The organism is Yoonia sp. I 8.24 (assembly GCF_022096995.1).
GTDB lineage: Bacteria > Pseudomonadota > Alphaproteobacteria > Rhodobacterales > Rhodobacteraceae > Yoonia.
The window spans coordinates 62,950-85,145 of record NZ_JACXGQ010000005.1; the positions used below are offsets into that span (position 1 = coordinate 62,950).

Annotated in this window: 17 protein-coding genes; 16 read left to right on the forward strand and 1 reads right to left on the reverse strand. The window is 53.5% G+C overall.

The window, feature by feature from the left end:
* Positions 1–5 precede the first annotated feature (5 nt).
* The 13 genes from Yoon_RS11140 (at position 6) to Yoon_RS11200 (ending at position 16,214) form a co-directional block, all read left to right on the forward strand.
* Positions 6–1,004 (forward strand): ArsJ-associated glyceraldehyde-3-phosphate dehydrogenase, encoded by a 999-nt coding sequence (locus tag Yoon_RS11140; protein WP_238112300.1) that lies wholly within the window; start codon positions 6–8, stop codon positions 1,002–1,004.
* The gene (arsJ, locus tag Yoon_RS11145; protein ID WP_238112301.1) at positions 1,001–2,266 is read left to right on the forward strand and encodes an organoarsenical effux MFS transporter ArsJ; all 1,266 of its coding nucleotides are present in this window, start codon (positions 1,001–1,003) and stop codon (positions 2,264–2,266) included. Before Yoon_RS11140 ends, arsJ begins: the two co-directional genes overlap by 4 nt.
* A complete protein-coding gene (gene arsB / locus Yoon_RS11150) occupies positions 2,263–3,273 on the forward strand; it encodes an ACR3 family arsenite efflux transporter (protein WP_238112302.1) in 1,011 nt (336 codons plus the stop codon). The genes arsJ and arsB overlap by 4 nt, the downstream gene beginning before the upstream one ends.
* A gap of 355 nt (positions 3,274–3,628) precedes the next feature.
* Positions 3,629–4,474, forward strand: a complete 846-nt coding sequence (locus Yoon_RS11155; RefSeq protein ID WP_238112303.1) for a GntR family transcriptional regulator — start codon at positions 3,629–3,631, stop codon at positions 4,472–4,474.
* Positions 4,456–5,556, forward strand: a complete 1,101-nt coding sequence (locus Yoon_RS11160; RefSeq protein WP_238112304.1) for an ABC transporter ATP-binding protein — start codon at positions 4,456–4,458, stop codon at positions 5,554–5,556. The genes Yoon_RS11155 and Yoon_RS11160 overlap by 19 nt, the downstream gene beginning before the upstream one ends.
* Positions 5,557–5,568: 12 nt before the next feature.
* Positions 5,569–6,495 (forward strand): sugar ABC transporter permease, encoded by a 927-nt coding sequence (locus tag Yoon_RS11165; protein WP_238112305.1) that lies wholly within the window; start codon positions 5,569–5,571, stop codon positions 6,493–6,495.
* A gap of 11 nt (positions 6,496–6,506) precedes the next feature.
* Positions 6,507–7,388 (forward strand): carbohydrate ABC transporter permease, encoded by an 882-nt coding sequence (locus Yoon_RS11170; RefSeq protein ID WP_238112306.1) that lies wholly within the window; start codon positions 6,507–6,509, stop codon positions 7,386–7,388.
* Between the two features lie 44 nt (positions 7,389–7,432).
* Complete coding sequence (locus tag Yoon_RS11175; protein WP_238112307.1) at positions 7,433–8,980, forward strand: extracellular solute-binding protein; 1,548 nt, start codon at positions 7,433–7,435, stop codon at positions 8,978–8,980.
* Between the two features lie 74 nt (positions 8,981–9,054).
* Positions 9,055–11,385: a DUF4962 domain-containing protein gene (locus Yoon_RS11180; protein WP_238112308.1), complete on the forward strand. Its 2,331-nt coding sequence runs from the start codon at positions 9,055–9,057 to the stop codon at positions 11,383–11,385.
* A 75-nt stretch (positions 11,386–11,460) separates the two neighbouring features.
* Positions 11,461–12,207 carry an SDR family NAD(P)-dependent oxidoreductase gene (locus Yoon_RS11185; RefSeq protein WP_238112309.1) on the forward strand — a complete coding sequence of 249 codons (747 nt, stop codon included), beginning with the start codon at positions 11,461–11,463 and terminating at the stop codon, positions 12,205–12,207.
* An 84-nt stretch (positions 12,208–12,291) separates the two neighbouring features.
* A complete protein-coding gene (locus Yoon_RS11190) occupies positions 12,292–13,641 on the forward strand; it encodes an MATE family efflux transporter (RefSeq protein ID WP_238112310.1) in 1,350 nt (449 codons plus the stop codon).
* Between the two features lie 186 nt (positions 13,642–13,827).
* Positions 13,828–15,114: a hypothetical protein gene (locus Yoon_RS11195; protein ID WP_238112311.1), complete on the forward strand. Its 1,287-nt coding sequence runs from the start codon at positions 13,828–13,830 to the stop codon at positions 15,112–15,114.
* 110 nt (positions 15,115–15,224) lie between these two features.
* Complete coding sequence (locus Yoon_RS11200; protein ID WP_238112312.1) at positions 15,225–16,214, forward strand: SIS domain-containing protein; 990 nt, start codon at positions 15,225–15,227, stop codon at positions 16,212–16,214.
* Here Yoon_RS11200 and Yoon_RS11205 read toward each other — a convergent pair.
* Positions 16,161–16,838 carry a TetR/AcrR family transcriptional regulator gene (locus tag Yoon_RS11205; protein ID WP_238112313.1) on the reverse strand — a complete coding sequence of 226 codons (678 nt, stop codon included), beginning with the start codon at positions 16,836–16,838 and terminating at the stop codon, positions 16,161–16,163. The genes Yoon_RS11200 and Yoon_RS11205 overlap by 54 nt on opposite strands.
* A gap of 122 nt (positions 16,839–16,960) precedes the next feature.
* Between Yoon_RS11205 and Yoon_RS11210 the strand changes: the two genes are divergently transcribed.
* Genes Yoon_RS11210 through Yoon_RS11220 form a run of 3 tightly spaced genes read left to right on the forward strand, consistent with a single transcriptional unit; the run spans position 16,961 to position 22,121 of the window.
* On the forward strand, positions 16,961–18,022 hold the full coding sequence (locus Yoon_RS11210) for an efflux RND transporter periplasmic adaptor subunit (protein ID WP_238112314.1): 1,062 nt from the start codon (positions 16,961–16,963) through the stop codon (positions 18,020–18,022).
* Complete coding sequence (locus Yoon_RS11215) at positions 18,019–19,092, forward strand: efflux RND transporter periplasmic adaptor subunit (RefSeq protein ID WP_238112316.1); 1,074 nt, start codon at positions 18,019–18,021, stop codon at positions 19,090–19,092. The genes Yoon_RS11210 and Yoon_RS11215 overlap by 4 nt, the downstream gene beginning before the upstream one ends.
* On the forward strand, positions 19,089–22,121 hold the full coding sequence (locus tag Yoon_RS11220; RefSeq protein WP_238112317.1) for an efflux RND transporter permease subunit: 3,033 nt from the start codon (positions 19,089–19,091) through the stop codon (positions 22,119–22,121). Before Yoon_RS11215 ends, Yoon_RS11220 begins: the two co-directional genes overlap by 4 nt.
* Positions 22,122–22,196 lie beyond the last annotated feature (75 nt).

Genomic DNA, 22,196 nt, shown 5'->3' on the forward strand with positions numbered 1-22,196 from the left:
TCAAAATGGTAACTTACGCGTTAAACGGACTTGGCCGCATGGGCAAGCTGGCCTTGCGCCCGCTGATTGAAAGCGGCGCAGAGATCGCATTTATTAACGATGCGGTGGGCGATCCGGCGATGCACGCGCATTTGTTGGAATTCGATTCAGTGCATGGGCGTTGGCCCGCAAAATTTGCAACAGATGACGGCGCAATCACCATCGACGGCACGCGTATTCCAGTCACAAGCACCCGCAATTTGACCGATCTGCCGCTTGACGGTGTGGATGTGGTGATTGACTGCACCGGCGCATTTAAGACAGAGGCCAAGCTCGCCCCATATTTCGCCGCTGGCGTAAAAAAGGTCGTGGTTTCCGCCCCAGTCAAAGATGGCCCAACCGCGAATATTGTCTATGGCGTCAATGACGACAGCTATGATCCCGCGACCCATAAAATCGTCACCGCCGCAAGCTGCACCACCAACTGTCTTGCGCCAGTGGTAAAAGTACTGCTGGAAGGGATCGGGATCAAACACGGGTCGATCACGACGATCCATGATGTGACGAACACCCAGACCATCGTTGATCGGCCCGCAAAAGATATGCGGCGTGCCCGATCGGCCTTAACCAACCTGATCCCAACTACCACCGGGTCAGCGACTGCAATCACACTGATTTACCCAGAGTTGGCCGGCAAATTAAACGGCCACGCTGTGCGTGTGCCCCTGTTGAATGCATCTATTACTGACTGTGTGTTTGAAATGGCGCGTGAAACCACAGCAGAAGAGGTGAATGCTTTGTTCAAAGCTGCCGCTGAAGGCCCGTTGCAAGGAGTTTTGGGCTATGAAACGCGACCTTTAGTGTCATCGGACTATACCAATGACAAACGCAGCAGCATCATTGATGCGCCATCCACAATGGTGGTGAATGGCACGCAACTGAAAATCTATGCTTGGTATGACAATGAATATGGCTACGCACACCGATTGATTGATGTGGCGCTTATGGTCGGTAGCAAGCTGTGACACGCCCCACCGGATTTGCCGCCTATATGGTTGTGACCGCTGCTTATTGGGCGTTCATGCTGACCGATGGCGCGTTGCGGATGTTGGTGCTTTTGCATTTTCATACGCTCGGATTTTCGCCCGTGCAGCTGGCCTATTTATTCGTGCTGTATGAAATCGCTGGGGTTGTGACCAACCTGTCTGCGGGCTGGATCGCCGCACGGTTTGGGCTGACGGCGACGCTTTATGCGGGTCTAACATTGCAGGTTTTGGCGCTGTTGATGCTGGCGCAGCTGAATCCAGCATGGGGGATCACCGCATCTGTTGTGTTCGTTATGTTGGTTCAAGGCCTCTCTGGCGTCGCCAAAGATCTTGCCAAGATGAGCTCAAAAAGTGCTGTGAAGATCTTGGCACCCAGCGAAGGCGCTGGGCTGTTTCGCTGGGTCGCTGTGCTGACCGGGTCCAAGAACGCGGTGAAAGGTGCGGGGTTTTTGCTGGGCGCTGCGGTGCTGGGGCTATTTGGCTTTGTGCCATCTGTGCTGGTCATGGCGGCAATCTTGTTTGTGATCTTGATCGGTGCTGTGATCGGAATGCCCACAGGCCTGCCCGTTGGGCGAAAAGATGCGAAATTCACCGAAGTTTGGTCCAAAAATCGCAATATCAACTGGCTGAGCGTCGCGCGGATGTTCTTATTCGGCGCGCGCGATGTCTGGTTTGTCGTGGGTATTCCGATCTATTTCTATGCTGTTCTGTCTGACGGCAGCCATGACGGGAACCGCAATGCCTTCTTTATGATCGGCACATTTATGGCAGTTTGGACGATCCTTTACGGGCTTGTCCAAGGGGTTGCACCGCGCATTTTGCGCGCGGCAACAAGGTCTGAAAGCGAAATGCTGGCGCTGGCCAAGCGTTGGGTGGCGATGTTGATCGTGGTTCCCACGCTCTTGGCAGCAATGGTCTGGATCACGCCTACACCATCCAACCCGCTTACCGCGACGATCATCTTGGGCCTGCTGGTATTTGGTGCGATCTTTGCGGTGAATTCATCGCTACATTCTTATCTGATCCTGAATTTCACCGACGCAAAACGTGTCACGATGGACGTCGGATTTTACTATATGGCGAATGCTGCCGGGCGGTTGATCGGAACGGTTTTGTCAGGGCTGACCTATCAAACCGGCGGATTGCCATTGTGTCTTGGCGCCGCCGCCGCAATGATCGGCCTAAGCTGGCTTGGCGTTGCCCAATTGCGCCCCACCCATACCCAAGAGGCGCAAGCATGAATATCTTTGAAAAATACCTGTCGGTCTGGATCGGCTTGGCCATGGTCGGTGGGATTATTCTGGGCAATATCGCGCCGGGTTTGGTCAGCGCGGTCGCGGCGGCAGAATTTGCCAGCGTGAACCTTGTCGTTGCGGTGCTGATCTGGGCGATGGTCTATCCGATGATGGTCGGGGTTGATCCAAAATCGCTACGCGATGTCGCCAAGCAACCGCGCGGGCTATTCATCACCCTCGTGGTCAATTGGCTGATCAAACCGTTCACGATGGCCTTGTTGGCGGTATTGTTTTTCAAAAATATCTTTGCGCCTTGGATCCCAGAAGAAGACGCGATGCAATATATCGCGGGATTGATCTTGTTGGGCGCAGCCCCCTGTACCGCGATGGTTTTTGTCTGGTCGCAACTCACCAAAGGCGATGAGACATATACGCTGCTGCAAGTATCCGTGAACGACCTGATCATGGTCATCGCATTTGCGCCGATTGTTGCGTTCTTGCTGGGGGTAACTGACATCACGGTACCTTGGTCAACGCTGGTCCTGTCCGTTGTACTCTTTATCGCACTTCCACTTATTGCCGGATTGATCACGCGCGCGCGATTGAAATCCGAAACGGCAATCGAAGCGTTTCAAGCCAAGGTGAAACCATATTCCATCGTTGGCTTGATCGTGACAGTGATGATCTTGTTTGGGCTGCAAGGGCAAGTGATCATTGCGAAACCGCTGATCATCGTGCTGATCGCAGTGCCGATTATTCTGCAAAGCTACGGCATTTTTGCGATTGCTTATGCCGCCGCTTTCGCGATGAAAGTCCCGCACCGTATCGCAGCGCCTTGCGCATTGATCGGCACATCAAACTTCTTTGAGCTCGCGGTTGCGGTCGCGATCAGCCTGTTTGGGCTACATTCCGGTGCGGCGCTTGCAACGGTTGTAGGCGTGCTTGTCGAAGTTCCGGTCATGTTAACGCTTGTCGCTTTTGCAAACAGAACCCGCACACGGTTCGCAGCCTGATTTAATTAAAGCTGCCACTATACGTAACGATTTGAGGCCGCGCCTATCTGTGCAACCTCAGCATCGAGCCCATTCTTTTTGTGTGATTCTATCGGTATACTTTTAAATATACTTACGAATACCTTCATCCTAAGTGTGTATTTATTATTATATAATTGAATTCCATTAATCCCTTTTGTAGTTAAAAAATTCGACACTGTATATATTTAAGTCACTGTAATATATACGTGATATTATATTTAGTGACTGCATTATCCATAGAGATACGCCTACTTAAAGTTGTAAAAATTTTTGTTGAGCGATTAGCCTAACTGATATACTAGTATGACATTCAGGCCTTGGGAGGGGGATTGAAATGTCAGCGCAAATCGCCAATCCACCTATGGATATGCCAAGCGCACCGCGCTTGCAGGATTTGCTTGATGGTGTGGCACTTGATGCAACCAAACCGTTGGCCACGCAAATCTATGAATTGCTGCGTGACTTCATTATTTCAATGAAACTCACCCCCGGCTGCGCCCTGTCCGAAAAGGAGATCGGTGCGCTGCTGAACGCCAGTAAAACGCCCGTACGCGAAGCCATCATTCGGCTGGAAGGCACAGGGCTGGTCAATATTGTGCCGCAAAGCGGCACCTATGTCGCACCGCTGAATGTTGAAGGGTATCTTTCAGCCTGCTTCACACGCCTGCACCTTGAAATCGGCGCGGTGCGCGCGGCTGCTGCATCGGAAGGGCGGCACGCATTCGTGCCGATTTTTGACAGCCTTCTGGCCCAACAGCAAACTGCCTGGGACAACGACGACTTTGAAGCGTTCTTTCATCTCGATGAGGCATTGCACAAAGAATTCTTTCGCGCCGCAAAGGTTCCCGAAGTTTGGGAAACCATGCGTCGCACGCAGACAGATGTTTACCGCGTGCGCCATCTGCGACGCATTCGTAATATCCGCAATGGCGCAAAGGTTATCGCGGATCACAAGGCGATTATCGGCGCGATTTTGGACGGCGATGCGGACCGTGCGCAAGCGGCACTGGTAGGACATATTGGTTCGCTTGAAGCGAAGATCAAATCATTGACCGATCAGCCAGAGCTGATGCGCACCATAGAAACACTAAACACAGCGCGCCCGCGTTCGCGGCGCAAAAAAACGAACCTGTCGGGCTCCGAACAGGTCACGGAGGAAGCATGTCAGGCGTCGTACTAGAAAAAATCGTCAAGAAATATGGCGCATTTGAAGTTGTCCATGGAATCGACTTGGAGATCGCATCGCAAGAATTTGTGGTTTTGGTCGGGCCATCGGGCTGCGGCAAATCAACAACCTTACGGATGATCGCTGGGCTTGAAGAGATTTCTGGCGGCACCCTGACAATTGGTGACCGTGTGATGAACCGCGTCGCCCCCAAAGATCGCGATGTCGCGATGGTGTTCCAAAACTATGCGCTTTACCCGCATTTGTCTGTTTCCGAAAACATCGCCTTTGGCCTACGCATTCGCAAAGTCAAAAAGGAAGCGATCGCAGAATCCGTGTCAGATGTTGCGGGCATCTTGGGATTGACTGACTACCTTGATCGTCGCCCGGCCGATCTATCTGGCGGCCAACGTCAACGCGTTGCCATGGGCCGTGCAATCGTTCGCCACCCCGAAGTCTTTTTGTTCGACGAACCACTGTCCAACCTTGATGCCAAGTTGCGTACGCAGATGCGTGCTGAGATCAAACGCCTTCACAAGCGTTTGGGCGTCACCAGCGTTTACGTGACCCATGATCAGGTCGAAGCCATGACATTGGCTGATCGGATTGTCGTCATGTGCGACGGTCGGATCGAGCAAATCGGCACGCCGATGGATCTGTTTAACAACCCGATCAATACTTTTGTCGCGGGCTTTATCGGCTCTCCGCCGATGAACCAAATTGATGCAACGCTGGCCTATGATGCCAACGGACCCTTGGCTGAAATCGATGGTGTCTCTGTCCGGCTACCAGCCATTCCAGGTCTAGAACACAGCGAAGGTCGCAAAATTGTTGTAGGCATGCGCCCCGAACACATGTCGATTGCCCCGATTGATGGCGGCTCAGAATTACCTGTGACGCTTGATCTGATCGAGACACTAGGATCCGAGGCGCTGCTACATACGATGGTGTCTGACAAACCCTTTGTCGCGAAGGCAGAAACCAACGGCAAAGCGATGGAACTCGAAGATGTCACCACGCTGAGCATCGCGGCAAGCGACATCAAAGTCTTTGACGGCGAAACGGGCATGGCCTTTGGCCACCCGGGCCCAGCATAAGGCGGCCCGGATATGGCAGATCACACCAAGAGAATGACCCGGATCGTGGACCATCTACGCGCCAATTGGCAAATTTACGTGCTGTTGGCGCCGACAATTATCTGGTTCTTAGTCTTCTTGTATCGCCCTATGTATGGGCTGCAAATTGCGTTCAAGGACTACAGCGTTTTTCGCGGGATCGAGGGTAGCCCTTGGATTGGGTTTGAACATTTTCACACTTTGTTTGGTAGTGATCAGTTTATTCGGGCGTTAAAAAACACGGTAATTATCAGCATGCTGACGTTGGTGTTTGGATTTCCGATGCCAATCATCTTGGCGCTGATGTTTAACGAGGTTCTGAACCAAACCTACAAGAAGACAGTGCAGACGGTTGTTTACCTGCCGCACTTTATCTCGACCGTGATTATTTCAGGCATTGTGATTACTGCATTTTCGCCGTCTTCGGGCGTGGTCAACACGGTGCTTGATTGGCTGGGTTTTGATAAGATCTATTTCTTGACGAAACCCGAATGGTTCCGTCCGATCTTTATCGGATCGGGAATTTGGCAAGAGGCTGGATTTAGCTCCATCGTGTTTTTGGCCGCCATCGCCGGGGTGAACCCGTCACTGTATGAAAGTGCTGTGGTAGACGGTGCGTCGCGCTGGCAGATGATGTGGAAAATCACCATTCCATCGATCATGCCGACGATCATCATTATGCTGATCATTCGCATCGGTAACCTGCTTGAGGTTGGGTTCGAGCTGATCATTTTGCTGTACCAGCCCGCCACCTACCAAACCGCCGATGTCGTGAACACCTACATCTACCGGCAAGGTTTGCAGGTCGGTCAATATGATCTGGCCGCTGCGGCGGGTCTGTTTAACGCCGTTGTTGCCTTTGTTCTGGTGATGACCGCGAACACAATTTCCAAGCGCTATTCGCGCACATCACTGTGGTAGGGGAATAGAAAATGGCGAACATGAATCTCTATTCGCGCGGTGACAAAGGCTTTGTCATAGCCAACATGATCTTGATCGGGTTGTTCGCGCTGTCAACGCTGTACCCGTTCATCTACATCGCGTCGCTATCGCTTAGCTCTGGGTTTGCGGCGCAGGCGGGAACCGTGGTTTTGACACCGGTTGATGTGACCTTTGCCGCCTATGGCAAGGTTCTGTCAGAACCACAGTTCTGGATATCGTATCGCAATACGTTCATCTACACGATTGGCGGTACAGTGATGAGCCTGATCATCATCATTCCGGGTGCTTATGCGCTATCGCGCCCCCAACTTTACGGTCGCCGTTTTTGGAACCTGATGGTGGCATTCACCATGTGGTTTAACGCGGGACTGATCCCGTTTTTCTTGAACATGCGTGACCTGCACCTGCTGGACAGCTATTTCGGGATCATCATCGCCTTTGCCTGTAACGCGTTTAATATCATCTTGCTGCGGAACTTTTTCGAAAGCATTCCAAGTTCGTTTGAAGAAGCAGCACGCATGGATGGCGCGAACGATTTTCAGGTGCTGCGCAAGGTTTACATCCCGCTGTCTAAACCCGCGATTGCGACCGTCACGCTGTTTTGTATCGTGGCACGCTGGAACGGGTTCTTTTGGGCGATGGTTCTTTTGCAAGACGAACAGAAGATCCCACTACAGGTCTATCTACGCCACGTCATTACTGAACTTTCAGATGACGAACAATTTGCGGCAACACTGATCGACGCACCTTATTCGGTTGATACCGTCACGGCCGCGATTGTTGTCTGCTCCATCATTCCGGTTCTGCTGATCTATCCCTTTGTTCAGAAGTATTTCAATAAAGGCATCCTTTTGGGAGGGGTGAAAGAGTGATCCGGATAACGACGTCCAACGAAACTGCATAATGGGAGGTAACTATGCGTAAAATGAAACTGGCTTCGGCCATCTTGATGACCACGGCGATTGCGCCAGTGGCACATGCAGACGGGCATCTGCAAATTGTGGATGAACCGCTCGAGCTGACGATCCACATGCACTGGCCGCGCGCACAGGGCTATAACGAAGAATACGCCGTTGAATTGGCTGCCCGAGAAATGACGGGGATTCACCTGATTGACGCGACTTCAGGCAAGAACACAACTGACCACAACGAAGCAATCAACCTGCTATTGGCGACTGGCGATCTGCCTGACATCGTTGGCGGCCACCGGATCAAAGATCCTGTAAACCAATACGGTCCTGAAGGCGCGTTTGTGCCGCTGAATGATCTCATCGAAGAACACGCCCCGCACATCAAAGCATTCTTTGACGCGCGCCCTGACATCGCCCAAGCGATTTCGTCGTGGGATGGCAACATGTACTACATCCCTTATCTGCCGGATGGTAAATTCGGCCGCGCTTACTTCATCCGTCAAGACTGGTTGGACACGCTTGGCCTAGAACAGCCGCAGGACGTGAACGAACTTTATGACGTGCTTGTTGCGTTCCGCGACAATGATCCAAACGGCAATGGCCTAAAGGATGAAATCCCTATTTTTCAGCGTCAATGGGAAGAGCTGATCCGCTATGTGACCCTATGGGATGGCCGTTCTAGTGGCTCTGACACCTATCATGACTTTATGGTTGTCGACGGTCAGTTGCAGCACCCTTACGCGACCGAGGGCTACCGCGACGGCATGGCGCATTTGGCAAAATGGTATGCAGAAGGTCTGATCGATCCAGAAATCTTTACGCGTGGGTCCAGTTCACGTGATTATCTGTTGTCTGAAAACCTTGGTGGCATGACCCACGATTGGTTCGCGTCAACTTCAGGTTACAACGCGTCGCTTGAAGGTACGGTCGAAGGCTTTAACTTTGTGCCTTACCTGCCGCCTGCATCTATCAGCGGTGTGCGTATGGAAGAACACCGCCGCATTCCGTTCAAACCCGACGGTTGGGCGATCAGCCACACCAATGAAAACGTCGTTGAGACAATCAAATACTTTGATTTCTTCTTCACTGAAGAAGGCCGTTTGCTGTCGAACTTTGGTGTTGAAGGCGACACATGGAACATGGTCGACGGCGAGCCCGTCTTTACTGACGAAGTTCTGAATGGTGGCATCGCCGTAAACACGCAGATGTACGAAGTCGGCGCACAAATCCAGCGTGGCTACTGGCAGGACTACCGCTATGAGTGGCAATGGACTGCAGAAGCCGCCCGTGAAGGGATTGAGCTTTACGACGCGAATGATCTGCTGATCGACCAGTTCTTGGGCGTGGCGTTCAACGAAGATGAACAGCGCGTCTATGACCGTAACTGGACCCAAATCCAAACCTACATGCTGGAGCGCCAGCAGGCGTGGATCCTGGGTACTGGCGACATCGAATCTGACTGGGATGACTATGTCGCTCAGCTAGACCGCATGGGCTACAACGACGTGATCGAAGTGATGCAAGCCGCGTACACACGTCAATACGGCAACTAAAAACGTTTCCTCCCGGACTGTCCGCCACATGTTGGCGGGCAGTCTAAACCCTCAGAAGACTAGGACGAATTTCGATGGCTACGCGCACCACCCAGGCAGCATATTTGGACGAACCCCGTGCTGGACGGCTCAACATTCAATACGCGCCCGATGGGCAAAGCGTGACCGAAAACCCGCCCCGGTTTACTTGGCTGCCCGTCGTTGCTGACGAGGCACATTATGTCTTGCGTGTCTCTGCTGACCCGACCTTTCCTGCCGCGAAAACCCAGGTATTTACGAATATCGCCTTGAACTTTCTGACCCCAGACACCGTATTCGCACCGGGTAAATATTACTGGTCTTATGCCGTATGGGATGCCGATTCTGAATCCGCGGTCACACAATGGAGCACATCACGCAGTTTCGACGTCGCCCCTGATCTACCTGAAACCGCATTGCCAAACCGGACCGACCGCTATGCGCATGCCGATATGGCCCACCCGCGTCTGTGGCAAAGCCCGTCCGCGCTGAAAGATTTTAAAAAGGCGGTCGCAAAAGATGCAGACCACTGCACATGGTCAACCTTCTATGAAAAATCTGTCCTACCGTGGATGGACCGCCCTGTGATGAAAGAACCCGCAGGTTACCCCAATCATCAACGTGTCGCGCCCATTTGGCGTCAAACCTATATCGACTGCCAAGAATTGATTTATGCGATCCGCCATTTGGCGATTGGCGGGCATGTGACGGATAACCCCGAAATGGTTGCCCGCGCAAAGGAATGGCTGCTTGAGGTCGCAAGCTGGGATCCTGCTGGCGTCACATCGCGCGGCTATACGGATGAATGGGCGTTCCGCGTGACCGATGCTTTGGCTTGGGGGTATGACTGGCTGTATAATGATATGTCTGCGGATGAACGCGATAAGGTGCGCGCTGCGCTGTTGATCCGTACCCGCGAAATTGCCGATCACATCATCAAACACGCGAATATCCATCTGTTCCCATACGATAGCCACGCTGTACGGGCGGTGTCTGCGGTGTTGATCCCCGCAGCGATCGCATTGCTGGACGAAGAACCAGAGGCCCGCGACTGGTTGGATTATTCGATTGAATTCCTATTCACCGTCTATTCGCCTTGGGGAGATGCCGATGGTGGCTGGGCTGAAGGCCCGCACTACTGGATGACAGGTATGGCCTACCTGACCGAGGCGGCAAACCTACTGAAACTGTTCACAGGGATTAACCTTTATAACCGTCCGTTCTTTCAGCACACCGGTGACATGCCGCTTTACACCAAAGCACCTGACACGCGCCGTGCAACGTTCGGCGACGACAGCACGATGGGCGACCTGCCTTGTCTAAAAATCGGCTATAATCTGCGTCAGTTCGCTGGGGTCACGGGCAATGGTGCCTACCAATGGTACTATGACGAAATCAAGCGTAACGATCAGGGCACCGAAATGGCGTTCTATAACTACGGTTGGTGGGATTTCAATTTTGACGAAATGCTGTACCGGACCGATTGGCCCGTTGTTGATGCCGTGCCGCCGTCTGATATTGATAAGCTAAAATTCTTTGAAGGCATTGGTTGGACAGCGATCCAACACCGGATGGATGACCCGGCGCAGCATATCCAGTTCGTGATGAAATCATCGCCATTCGGATCGATCAGCCACAGCCACGGCGATCAAAACGCATTCTGTCTGGCGGCCTACGGCGAAGATCTGGCGGTACAGTCCGGCTATTACGTCGCCTTTAACAGCACCATGCACCAAGAATGGCGCAAACAAACTGTGTCCAAGAATGCGATCTTGATCAACGGTCAGGGGCAATACGCGGGCCGTGATAAAGCCTTACAAATGCAATCCACCGGAAAAATCCTCGCAGCAGAAGAGCGCGAAGATCACATCTATATCAAAGGCGATGCGACACCAGCCTATAAGCTGATCACACCAGAGGTCACCAAGGTCGAACGCGAAGTCTATTTTGTGCGCGACAGCTATTTTGTGATTGTCGATAGCGTTGATGCCTCTGAAGAGGTCGAAATCGAGTGGCGCTTGCATGCCAACAATACCTTTGAAGTGGGCGCAAATTCTTTCCGTAACACGGGCGAACGGGCAGGATTCTACGGGCAGGTCATCTGGTCGGAAGGGACCACGCCAACGATTACCCAAACCACGGGATATCCGGGTGTGGATATGTCCGAAATCAAGGATCAGCACGTTGGCTCCTTTCTTAGCGTAAACTACACAAAATCGCGTCGGCACCGGGTGGCAACATTGCTTGTGCCCTACGCAAATGACGACCCAAAACGGATTTTCCATTTCTTGGATGACCAAGGGTACGACTGCGATCTGTATTTCACCGACGCGGACGAAAATTCGTTCAAAGTCGTCATGAAAAAACTTGCTAGCACGGGCATATAACCCCAAAGGCAGCAGCATAGCGCGGCGTTTCTGGTTTTCAGGAATGCCGCTAATATTTTGAAACTGGAGAGAAAAATGAAACTTCAAGGCAAAACGGCAATCGTCACTGGTGGCGGTCGTGATATCGGGCGCGCATGCGCGCTGGAACTTGCGGCGCAGGGCGCGAATGTTGCGATCAACTACCATTCCAGCTCTGAGGGTGCGGATTCCGCCGTTGCTGAAATTAAGGCTGCGGGCGGCAATGCATTTGCCCTGCAAGGCGACATGACAAGCGAGGCAGACGTCAAAGCACTGGTCGCGAAAACCGTCGCTGAATTTGGCAAGATCGACACCCTGATGCACGTCACAGGCGGCATCGTTGCACGCGTTCAAATGCATGAAATGACGCTCGAGCACTGGAACAAAGTCATGACGTTGAACACCACGTCGTTCATGTTAGCTATTCGCGAATGCCTTCCACATATGGGTGCCGGGTCTTCGATCGTAGCAATGGCGTCCCAAGCTGGTCGTGACGGCGGCGGGCCGGGCTCTAGCGCTTATGCCGCATCAAAAGGTGCGGTCATGACTTTGACGCGCAGCATGGCCAAAGAATTGGGGCCAAACATCCGCGTCAACTCGCTTTGCCCTGGCATGATCGACACTGATTTCCACAATGTGTTTACCAAGCCAGAAGTCCGCACGCATGTTGCAAACGTTACCCCGCTGAAGCGCGAAGGCCTTTCCGAAGACGTCGCCAAAGCTGCTGTGTTCCTCGCATCTGACGAAGCTGCGTTCATTACCGGCACAAACGTTGATATCAACGGCGGAATGCTGTTCTCTTAAGAACGCCACAAACGATTAAAACAGCCCCGTTGCATGGGGCTGTTTTCACCACAGCGGGCCATAGGGCCCTTGGATCTCACTGCAATGCAGTCGCTCACACCCAGTACAGGCACGATCTTGCAGATGGCTTGGCCACTGACGCTAAAGGCGATGATGCTGCACGGCATTATCGTGATTGACGCCTATTTAGTGTCTGGTTTGGGTGAACAGGCGCTTGCGGCAATGGGGTTGGCCGCATCACTCGGGGGGCTGCTGCTCGGCGTGCTTTTTGCCTTTTCAAGTGCGACGCAAATCCGATTGGCGCAAGCCTTTGGGTCGGGCAGGCCGGTGGCGCTCAAGACAGGATTTTACGCAGGTATCATCATTAACCTTGTGATGGCGTCGATTGGGTTGGTCTTGGTGCTGGTCTTTGGTGATCGAATTATCATTGCGTTTGCCCACACCCCAGACATCGCGGCCCAAGCCCAAGCCTATTTGCACGTCTTTCTATTGGTGGTTTTGATAGAAGCCATCGGCCAGTGTCTGGGCAGTTTTTTCAACGGTTGCGGCAATACAAAGGCACCATTCTATAGCTATTTGATCGCCCTTCCTGTGAACGTGGTCGTCAGCGTGGTTCTGATCCATGGGCTTTACGGGTTGCCCGAACTCGGTGTCGTCGGCGCGGCCGTTGGGACCGTCGTTGCCGCTATCGCTCGCACCATTTTTATGGGGGCGCATTTTTTCAATGACACCCGCGGATACCGTGATGTGGCGGGGTGGTTACACGCAACCTTATTGATTTCACTCAAACGGCATCTGAAATTTGCCGCCCCAATTGCGGGCACCTTTGTCAGCATGACGCTGGCGACCAATGTCTGCGCGCTGATCTATGCGAAGATGAGCATCAACGCCTTTGCTGCGATGACGCTTATTGCACCTTGGGTTCAGGTTGCGGGCACCTTTGGGATCGCATGGGCGCAAGCAACGGGCATCACCGTCGCTCAATTGCTTGCCAAAGACACACCAAGCGACGCGCTCGACGAATTTCTAAGCCGCGCGTGGCGCATGGCCTTTGTCGCAGCGGGCGTCGTCTCTATCACTTACCTCATCTTGTGCCTCGCATCTGATCGCATCTATGCAGACCTCCAAGACGAAACCCGCGCGGCCCTATTCAACTTTCTACCTATTTTGCTCGTCTTACCCTTTCCCAAAGGATCAAACGCGATCTGCGGGCAATCGCTGCGGGCGGGCGGCGATACCCTGTATGTGATGCATATTTTCATTGTCGGATCATGGTTGTGCAAAGTGCCGCTAACGGTGCTTTTTGTTGTTTACCTTGAATTACCTGTTTTCTGGGTCTTTTCATTATTCCTCGCCGAAGAGCTCGTCAAATTTCCTTTGTTCCATCTGCGGTTTTACAGCGGCAAATGGAAACTAGGCGGGAAAGACGACTAAGATTTAGAAGCTGCCCTCGGGCCAAGATGGCGTTTACGCAAATTTCATTCTGGCGCTGTAGGTTCATCTCATAGCATGTGCACGCTGTCTGCGCCTGTTCTGTGAATTGGATGCAAGGGACGGATTCTTGAATGCTTACTCTTTCGTCCACGGGCAATCGGGCCGGAACAGCGGTTTGAGGATACAATGTTTCATTACGTAGATCATTCAACGCGCATGCAAACACCCTACGTTCTTTTACTACAAGGGCCGGTCGGTCCCTTTTTCCGCGATCTCCAAAAGGAACTAAATGCGCAGGGGTTTCGGGCCAAGCATGTCACGTTTAACGCAGGTGACGAACTGTTTTCGGCAAGCCAGACGACCCAGCCATTTTCAGGATCACGTGATAACTGGGCGCAATTTCTTGACGCCGAAATGCGTCAGAATTTGCCGGATTTCATTGTGATGTTTGGGTCCATGCGGCCAGCCCATCATATCGCGCGGCAAGTTGCCGCGACCTACGGTGTCCGGGTTATTTGTCTGGAAGAAGGGTATTTAAGGTCCGGATATGTGACATGCGAAATTGGTGGCAACAATGGTAGTTCGCTTTTGTGCCAATGGGCACCCGGTCAAGACTGCGCGGGCGATCATCGCACGCCAGAAACGCCCAGCCACGCCTATCTTAAAATGTGTTTTTGGGCCGCGCTCTATTACCTGCGCCGTGATTTTCGGGCAACCCAGTGCCAGCAATCACTTTTTCATCGCAACCGCGAAGGGGTGTTCCGCCTTGCATACACATGGGCCAGCCATGCCGTGATGCGTGGCATCGCGCGCCAAACCAGTGGCCGTTTGTTACGCAGCCTTCGGGGAAGGCTACGCAAGAATTTCGTATTGGTCATTCTGCAAGTCCCGAGCGATAGCCAGCTTTTGTTCGCAGCACGCGGTTGGTCAAACGAAAAACTAATCCAAGAGACGCTCTCCGTTTTCCGACTCACGCACACCTCAGAAACCCTGATTTTTAAGGTTCATCCACTGGATCGGGAAGCGCAGCAAACCCAACGGCTCATTCAAAGAACTGCACGGGGTCTGGGGATAGAAAGTCAGGTACGCATCCTCAAATCTGGCGCAATTGGCGATATTGCAGCCCATGCGTCGGGCATGATCGTGATCAATTCCACCTCCGCATTTTCGGCATTGCGTCACAATATCCCAATTCTCGCGATGGGCGATGCCATCTATCGTCATGACGCCGTGGTGACAGTGGGAAACAGCCCATATGACATTTGGGAATTCCTGAATGACCGCAGTGTAAAGCCCGCAGATAATGTCGCGATGTTTTTGCGGGCGGTGAAAGCCACGGCCCTTTTACCCGGCGACTTTTATTGCATTACCGGTCGCCATGTCGCGGCCGCCGCGATTGCAGACAAACTCAAACAGGAATTGCAGCAAACATCGCGACCGATACCGGCGGCCATTCGATCAGGCGCGGCCTAATGGGCATCGGCGCAAAATATCACAGGGGCGGCAACGACAACGGTTGTCACCACCGAAATCGACATGACCGCCTTTGCAGTATCGCGGGCGCACAAAATCTAAGGAACTGAATGTCGTACATTGCGAGACCTGATCAAGAAACCACGCCGGGCAACCTTTTTGACGTTGTCCATAAGGCATTAGAAATCGAAGCATCTGCGCTACTAGCCTTGCGCCGATCTCCTCCTCCGCAGCTTTGTGACGCGGCGCGGATGATTCATGCTGTGCGCGGTCCGCTTGTGATCGCCGGTGTCGGTAAAAGCGGCCATATAGGTCAAAAGATATCAGCGACATTTCGATCACTGGGCAAGCAATCCATCTTCCTACACGCCGCCGAAGCGAGCCATGGTGATCTCGGCGCCATTGACGCTGACAGCGTTGTCTTAGTGATCTCAAATTCGGGTGAGACCGCGGAATTGGGCGACTTGCTTGCTTATTGTCACAAATACCGCGTACCGGTGATCGGCATCACCGCAAACGCGCAAAGCACCTTGGGCAAGGCCAGCCAAATTGCGATCCCGCACGGCAATTTGAAAGAGGCTTGTTTGCACGGGCTTGCCCCGACAACATCAACCACTGTGGCTTTAGCTATCGGCGATGCGTTGGCGGTGGGTGTCAGCCACCTGTCCAATATTGCGCCACATGATTTTCACAGGTACCACCCCGGCGGCAAGCTGGGCACGCAATTGCTTAAGGCCGAAGATATTATGCATCGCGGTGACGCCCTGCCGATCGTCGCACCCGATACACAGATGCAAGACGTCGTCATCACAATGTCTAGCAAGGGGTTTGGTGCTGCGATTGTCTGCGAAGGTGATGTACTGATCGGCCTCATTACTGACGGTGATATGCGCCGCAATGTGAACCGGCTCTGGCAATCATGTGCCAAAGATCTGGTTCTTGGTATGCCAATGACAGTTTCGCCGGATATCCCTGCCTCAGCAGCGCTCGCGCTGATGAGCAAACAAGCGATTACAGCGATCTTGGTGGTCGATAGCGCGTCTAAATTATTGGGGCTGCTTCATATTCACGATTGCGTCCGCGCTGACGCCAGCGGGTGATCCGTCATTGTCTTCGCGTTCAGCGACGCCCGGTTGCATAGTGGAATCCATAAATGTTGCGAGCGTGCTTAGGATCGTCTGAGGGTCATTTTGGGGCATCATGAGTTTGAGCCCGCGCGCCATCGCGATCATACCCATCGCAAGTTGACGTGCTGGCGCGCGCAGCTTCAGTTGACGCGCATCAGCGGATTTTTGGACGATATGTGCCATCTTATCCGCTTGTTCATCAAGCAATGCATAGTAGCTTTCTGCAAAAGCCGGATCGCGCAATGCATGTAGACTAATCTCGGCTTCGAGCTGCGCCTTTTCGCTTGATCCACAAATTTCGCGCAACCATTCTGACGCCTCGGTGATCATTTCTGTGGTCGATTTTGAGGTATCTCTGCTCAGAACTTCCATTGACGCGTAAGCGTATTGGAACTGGCTGCGCATGATCTCAAGAACAAGGTCATCTTTGCTTTGAAAATTTGAATAGAAGGCTCCTTGCGTGAACCCCGCCCGCGCGGCGATATCGCGCACGGAAGCGCCAGAGAATCCGTTTTGCGCAATCAATGCGGCGCCAGCCTGAGTAAGGGCGTCGCGTGTTTGTTGTTGCGATATGGCGCGTTTGGATTGCTCTGTCATGGGCGGTCAGATAGCAGTTGTAATCTGAATGATCCAGCGCTATATCGGCCAAATAGCAATTGCTATCTGATGCAGATTGTCGCGCGGATTGCAAAGACCGTGATGATGAAATGGACATACCTATGCGCCGTATTCCAGTATTTGCTTTGTTTGCAGGGCTGTTTTTCACAGCCCCACTTGCCGCAGAAGAACCGCTAATCGTTTCGGTCGTCACCACGCAATCCTCTGTTTCGACCCGAAACATTGCCCTCACAGGCGAGATTGTTGCGCGCGATGCACTTGCCTTGTCATTCCCAAGCGGCGGACGCATCGACAGTATTGATGTGCGCGAAGGCGATGTTGTCGAAGCTGGCGCAATCTTGGTGCGCATTACATCCATTCAGCAAGAACAGGCCCTGCGCGCCGCGCGTGCAGGCGTTTCAACAGCAACAGCAGATCGGGATCAGGCAGACGAAGATTTACGGCGCCAAGAAGCGCTACTCGAACGGGGGGCCACGACCCGCGTGGCCCGTGATGCCGCAGCCGATCAAACCCGCGTCAAAGAGGGCGTACTTGCCCAAGCGCAAGCAGACCTAGAGCTAGCAGAAAAGGCGCTGGAAGATGCCACGATTGTCGCACCGCAAGCGGCCACAGTGACTGCCCGGCTTGCGGAACCCGGACAGGTCGTGGGCGCGGTTCAGCCGGTGGTGGAATTGGCTCTGGGTGGCGCTGTTGATGCCGTGTTTGAAGTGCCCGAAAGCCTCTTTACGGGCACGACCTCGATCAGGGGTGTGTCCCTTGCCCCATTGGATCACCCTGATCAGATTTTTTCTGGCACCGTTCGCGAAGTCTCGCCATTGGTTGACCCTGCGACTGGAACCGTCGCGGTGAAAGTGCAGATCGACGAAAAGCCATCAGGTGTCGAATATGGTGACCCTGTCCGCGGCACCACAACGGAAGCAATTTCCGACCGTATCGTGCTGCCATATCGCGCGATGTCCGCGTCCCAGCTTGGCCCCGCCGTTTGGGTGGTTGATCCTGAAACCAAGCGCGTTTCGTTGCAGCAAATTACGGTGGATCGGTTTGAAACAGGCAATATCCTTGTTTCAGATGGATTGGATAACGGTGTTTTGGTCGTCACGGCGGGCGCGCAGCTTTTGTACCCTGGCCGGCTGGTGCAGGCCCAAGCGGAGACAAGCCAATGAAACGATTAGCACTGTTGATCACATTTGCCGCCCACCCAATGTTCGCAGAAACTGCACCCGCAGCGTCAGATATCGTGTCCGATGTACCGCGCCCGGTGGTGTCGATGCATGTGGGTAACGGCAGCGTCCAAGAGACAGCCTATATCGGCACCGTCGCAGCCGGAAATGAGGTCGCGCTGGGTTTCCCAATTAGCGGCACATTGGTCGAACGCCGTGTAGATTTAGGCGCATTGGTGACCAAAGACGAAATCCTTGCGTCACTTGACCCCAAAGACCTGCAAGCTGAGGTCCGCAGTGCCGAGGCTGGCGTGCTGGTCGCACAGACAAACTTGGGTTCCGCAGAACAGGCATGGGACCGTGCGGTTGAACTTGCCGAACGCGGCGTCGATTCCGAAACCCGCCAAGAGGACGCGCAGCGTACACTTGTTGCCGCGCAAGCCGGGCTTGAACAAGCACAGGCCAACCTTGCGGGTGTACAGGATAAACTTGATCTTGCGGTCCTGCGCGCGCCCCAAGACGGGGTTATAACAGGCGCTTACCAAGAGGTCGGTGCATCGGTGTCACCGGGGCTTGAGGTTTTGCGCCTCGCAAATACGGACGAACGCGAAATTGTCGTGGACATTAGCGAACAAGGCCTCGCAACGCTTGAAATTGGCACAGTTTTTGACGTGGCGCTTGTGGCCAATCCTGAACTGACCACCACTGCGCACCTGACCCGTGTTGATCCCGTCGCGGAAAGCCTCACCCGGAATCGCCGCGCGCATTTGGTGTTGTCAGATGCGCCCGCCGGGTTCCGGTTTGGCGCGCTTGTCCAAGTCCAAGCAATCGGTGACGGCGCGACGCTTATTTCGTTGCCCCTGAGCGCGGTTCTGCATCCTGACGCGGATGCCGCCGTATGGATCGTCGACCGCGACCAGAATGTCGTGAACCTGCGCCAGATCAGTTTAGGCGCGCAATTTGGCGATCACGTCAGGGTGGTATCAGGTATCGAACCCGGCGATGAGGTCGTTTTACGCGGCATTCATTCTTTGCATGAAAATCAAACCATCGGGCGGAGTGTATCGCAATGAACCGTTTTAACCTGTCCGATTGGGCACTATCGCACCGGTCTTTTGTTTGGTTTTTGATGATTGTTTCGGTCGTTGCCGGGGCGATGTCATATGTGAATATTGGCCGTGAAGAAGACCCCAACTTTGCAATCAAAACCATGATTGTTTCTGCCGTATTGCCCGGCGCGGACGTGGAACAGACGCTATCGCAAGTTACCGACCGCATTGAAAAAAAGCTCGAGGAATTGCCAGAGCTTGACTACACGCGCTCGGTGACTGCGGCGGGGCAAGCGATTGTTTACGTTGAACTTCTTGCGTCGACTGATGCCGAAGAATTGCCACGCATTTGGCAACGTGTCCGAAGTATGATGAGCGACATCACTGGTGATTTCCCCGAAGAATTCCTTGGCTTCCAATTCAACGATGACTTTGGCGATGTGTTCGGGAATCTTTATGCCTTCACCTATGACGGTTTCACCCCGCGCGAAGTCCGTGACTATGTCGAATTGGTGCGCCGCGAAATTCAAGGTCTTGATGACGCAGGTAAGGTCGAAATCTACGGGGTGCGCGACGAAGTCATCTATCTCGAAATTTCAACAGAACGGATGGCAGCACTTGGTATTACCCAAGAAACAGTGCAAGCGACGCTTGCTGCGCAAAACGCGATTTTGCCTTCAGGTGTGATCAAGGCCGGGCCTGAACAGGTGCTCGTGCGGATCGACGGGCAATTTGATGACGCCCAAAGCATCGCTGACATTAACCTGCGCGTCGGGGACCAATTTTTCCCGCTCACTGATATTGCCGATATCCACCGTGGATACGAGGACCCGCCCACTGAGCTGTTCCGCTACGAAGGCCAAGAAGCGATTGGTCTGGCCGTCGGCATGCGCGTCGGCGCGAATATTGTCGAATTTGGTGGGGAACTGGACGCGGTGATGGCCCATGCGATCACGCAACTGCCAATAGGGATTGATATCCACCAAGTCGCCAACCAACCCCATGTTGTGAATGGGGCGGTGAACCACTTCCTACAAGCCCTGCTTGAAGCGGTTTTGATCGTCCTCGCCGTTAGCTTTGTCAGCCTTGGTATGCGCGCCGGTTTCGTGGTCGCGCTGACCATTCCATTGGTGCTGGCGATTACATTTGTGATCATGGAATACACCGGCTTTACGTTGCAGCGGATTTCGCTAGGGGCGTTGATCATCGCGTTGGGCTTGCTGGTGGACGACGCCATGATTGCCATTGAAACGATGATGTCACGGCTAGAAAAGGGAGAAAGCCTCGTTAAATCCGCGTCTTACGCCTGGACGTCGATTGCCTTCCCGATGTTGACGGGTACCTTGATCACGATGGCGGGCTTCATTCCGATTGGTCTGAACACCTCAGCGGCGGGCGAATTTACATTTTCGCTCTTTGTTGTGATTTCGGTATCTTTGTCGATCTCATGGGTGGTTGCAGTGCTGTTTGCGCCACTGATTGGCGTAACGTTGTTGAAAGAAAACCTCGGGCATCACGAAGTCAAGCCCGGCCGTTTCCGCCGCGCTTTCCACGTTCTTTTGCGTAGTGCGATGCGGTTCCGCTGGGTCACGATTATCGTGACAATCATCGTGTTCGGCGGATCGATTTATGGGATGCGCTTTGTTGAGCAACAGTTTTTCCCGAACTCAGACAGACCTGAACTGTTGATTGATATGGCCCTGCCGCAAAACACCGCCATCAGCGAAACCCAAGCCCAGCTTGATCGCATTGAATCCTATCTGGAAGATGATGAAAACGTATTGTTCTGGACTTCTTATGTTGGTCGCGGCGCACCACGGTTTATTCTCGCCTTTGACGTGCCGACACCTGGCCCGCACACCGGGCAGATCGTGATCCAAACCCCATCCGTCGAAGCCCGCGACGCGCTACGCGCTAAGATGCAAACCATCGCCGAGACCGAATTTCCCGGCGCTGATATCTTTGTGAAACTTCTTGAAATTGGCCCGCCCGTTGGTCGCCCCGTGCAATATCGGCTGAGCGGTCCAGACCTAGATGTATTGCGTGACCACGCACGCGATTTGGCCGCGGTGTTGGCAACAGATGACCGTTTGACCGGGATTGTGCTTGATTGGAACGAACCTGCACGGGTCGTTCGGATCAATATTTTGCAAGACAAAGCCCGCCAACTTGGGTTGTCGTCAAGCGATATCGCTCAGTCGCTCTACACCATCTATGATGGGAACACAGTTACAGCGCTGCGCGATGATGACTATTTGGTTGATGTCCGCGTACGCGGGAACGCGGCTGATCGGCAATCGGTCGAGGCATTGTCAAACCTGCAATTGTCCACGCCTAGCGGTACAGCGATTCCGTTGCGGTCGATTGCGACCTTTAGTTATGAAACCGAACAGCCCGTGATCCACCAACGCGACCGGATGCCGACAATCACCGTCAAAGCAGCGATTGCCACCAACGACCAACCCGCAACGATTGTCACGCAACTTACGGACCAAATCGCGACCTATAACGATGCGCTCCCGCTTGGCTATAACGCTGTGGTTGGCGGCACCGTCGAAAGCAGCGCTGAAAGCCAAGCCCCAATCGCGGCGGTTGTGCCGATCATGCTGCTGATTATGTTGACGTTGATCATGGTGCAAATGCAGGGATTTCGTTTGGCATTTATCGTGTTCTGTGTCGCGCCTTTGGGACTGATTGGGGTGGTTGCGGCGCTTGTGCCATCTGGTGCCCCGCTTGGCTTTGTCGCGATCTTGGGCGTGTTGGCACTCATGGGGATTTTGATCCGCAACTCGATCATCCTCGTGTCTGAAATCGAAGTTCTGCGCGACAAAGGGCGCAGTGCATGGGACGCGGTATTCGAGGCGAGCGATTCACGGGCACGTCCAATTCTGCTGACGGCCGCCGCAGCCAGCCTCGCGTTGATCCCGATTTCACGCCAAATTTTCTGGGGGCCAATGGCCTATGCGATGATGGGCGGGATCATTGCCGGGACAGTCATTACCCTGGTCTTTGTACCTGCGCTTTATTTGGCGGTATTCCGGGTGAAACGGTAATTTCGCCTGCGACATCACAAGCCTTTCATGCGTTTCAAAACCATGATCTAAAAATGCGCGGGGCGGCGATTTCGC

Excerpts from the sequence above, each read along its gene's own strand:
- Yoon_RS11200 (WP_238112312.1), top strand. The coding sequence starts at position 15,225 with ATGTCGTACATTGCGAGACCTGATCAAGAAACCACGCCGGGCAACCTT.
- arsB (WP_238112302.1), top strand. The coding sequence starts at position 2,263 with ATGAATATCTTTGAAAAATACCTGTCGGTCTGGATCGGCTTGGCCATG.
- Yoon_RS11215 (WP_238112316.1), top strand. The coding sequence starts at position 18,019 with ATGAAACGATTAGCACTGTTGATCACATTTGCCGCCCACCCAATGTTC.
- Yoon_RS11220 (WP_238112317.1), top strand. The coding sequence starts at position 19,089 with ATGAACCGTTTTAACCTGTCCGATTGGGCACTATCGCACCGGTCTTTT.
- Yoon_RS11165 (WP_238112305.1), top strand. The coding sequence starts at position 5,569 with ATGGCAGATCACACCAAGAGAATGACCCGGATCGTGGACCATCTACGC.
- Yoon_RS11180 (WP_238112308.1), top strand. The coding sequence starts at position 9,055 with ATGGCTACGCGCACCACCCAGGCAGCATATTTGGACGAACCCCGTGCT.
- Yoon_RS11170 (WP_238112306.1), top strand. The coding sequence starts at position 6,507 with ATGGCGAACATGAATCTCTATTCGCGCGGTGACAAAGGCTTTGTCATA.
- Yoon_RS11160 (WP_238112304.1), top strand. The coding sequence starts at position 4,456 with ATGTCAGGCGTCGTACTAGAAAAAATCGTCAAGAAATATGGCGCATTT.
- Yoon_RS11210 (WP_238112314.1), top strand. The coding sequence starts at position 16,961 with ATGCGCCGTATTCCAGTATTTGCTTTGTTTGCAGGGCTGTTTTTCACA.
- Yoon_RS11205 (WP_238112313.1), bottom strand. The coding sequence starts at position 16,838 with ATGACAGAGCAATCCAAACGCGCCATATCGCAACAACAAACACGCGAC.
- Yoon_RS11185 (WP_238112309.1), top strand. The coding sequence starts at position 11,461 with ATGAAACTTCAAGGCAAAACGGCAATCGTCACTGGTGGCGGTCGTGAT.
- Yoon_RS11195 (WP_238112311.1), top strand. The coding sequence starts at position 13,828 with ATGTTTCATTACGTAGATCATTCAACGCGCATGCAAACACCCTACGTT.
- Yoon_RS11140 (WP_238112300.1), top strand. The coding sequence starts at position 6 with ATGGTAACTTACGCGTTAAACGGACTTGGCCGCATGGGCAAGCTGGCC.
- Yoon_RS11155 (WP_238112303.1), top strand. The coding sequence starts at position 3,629 with ATGTCAGCGCAAATCGCCAATCCACCTATGGATATGCCAAGCGCACCG.
- Yoon_RS11175 (WP_238112307.1), top strand. The coding sequence starts at position 7,433 with ATGCGTAAAATGAAACTGGCTTCGGCCATCTTGATGACCACGGCGATT.
- Yoon_RS11190 (WP_238112310.1), top strand. The coding sequence starts at position 12,292 with ATGCAGTCGCTCACACCCAGTACAGGCACGATCTTGCAGATGGCTTGG.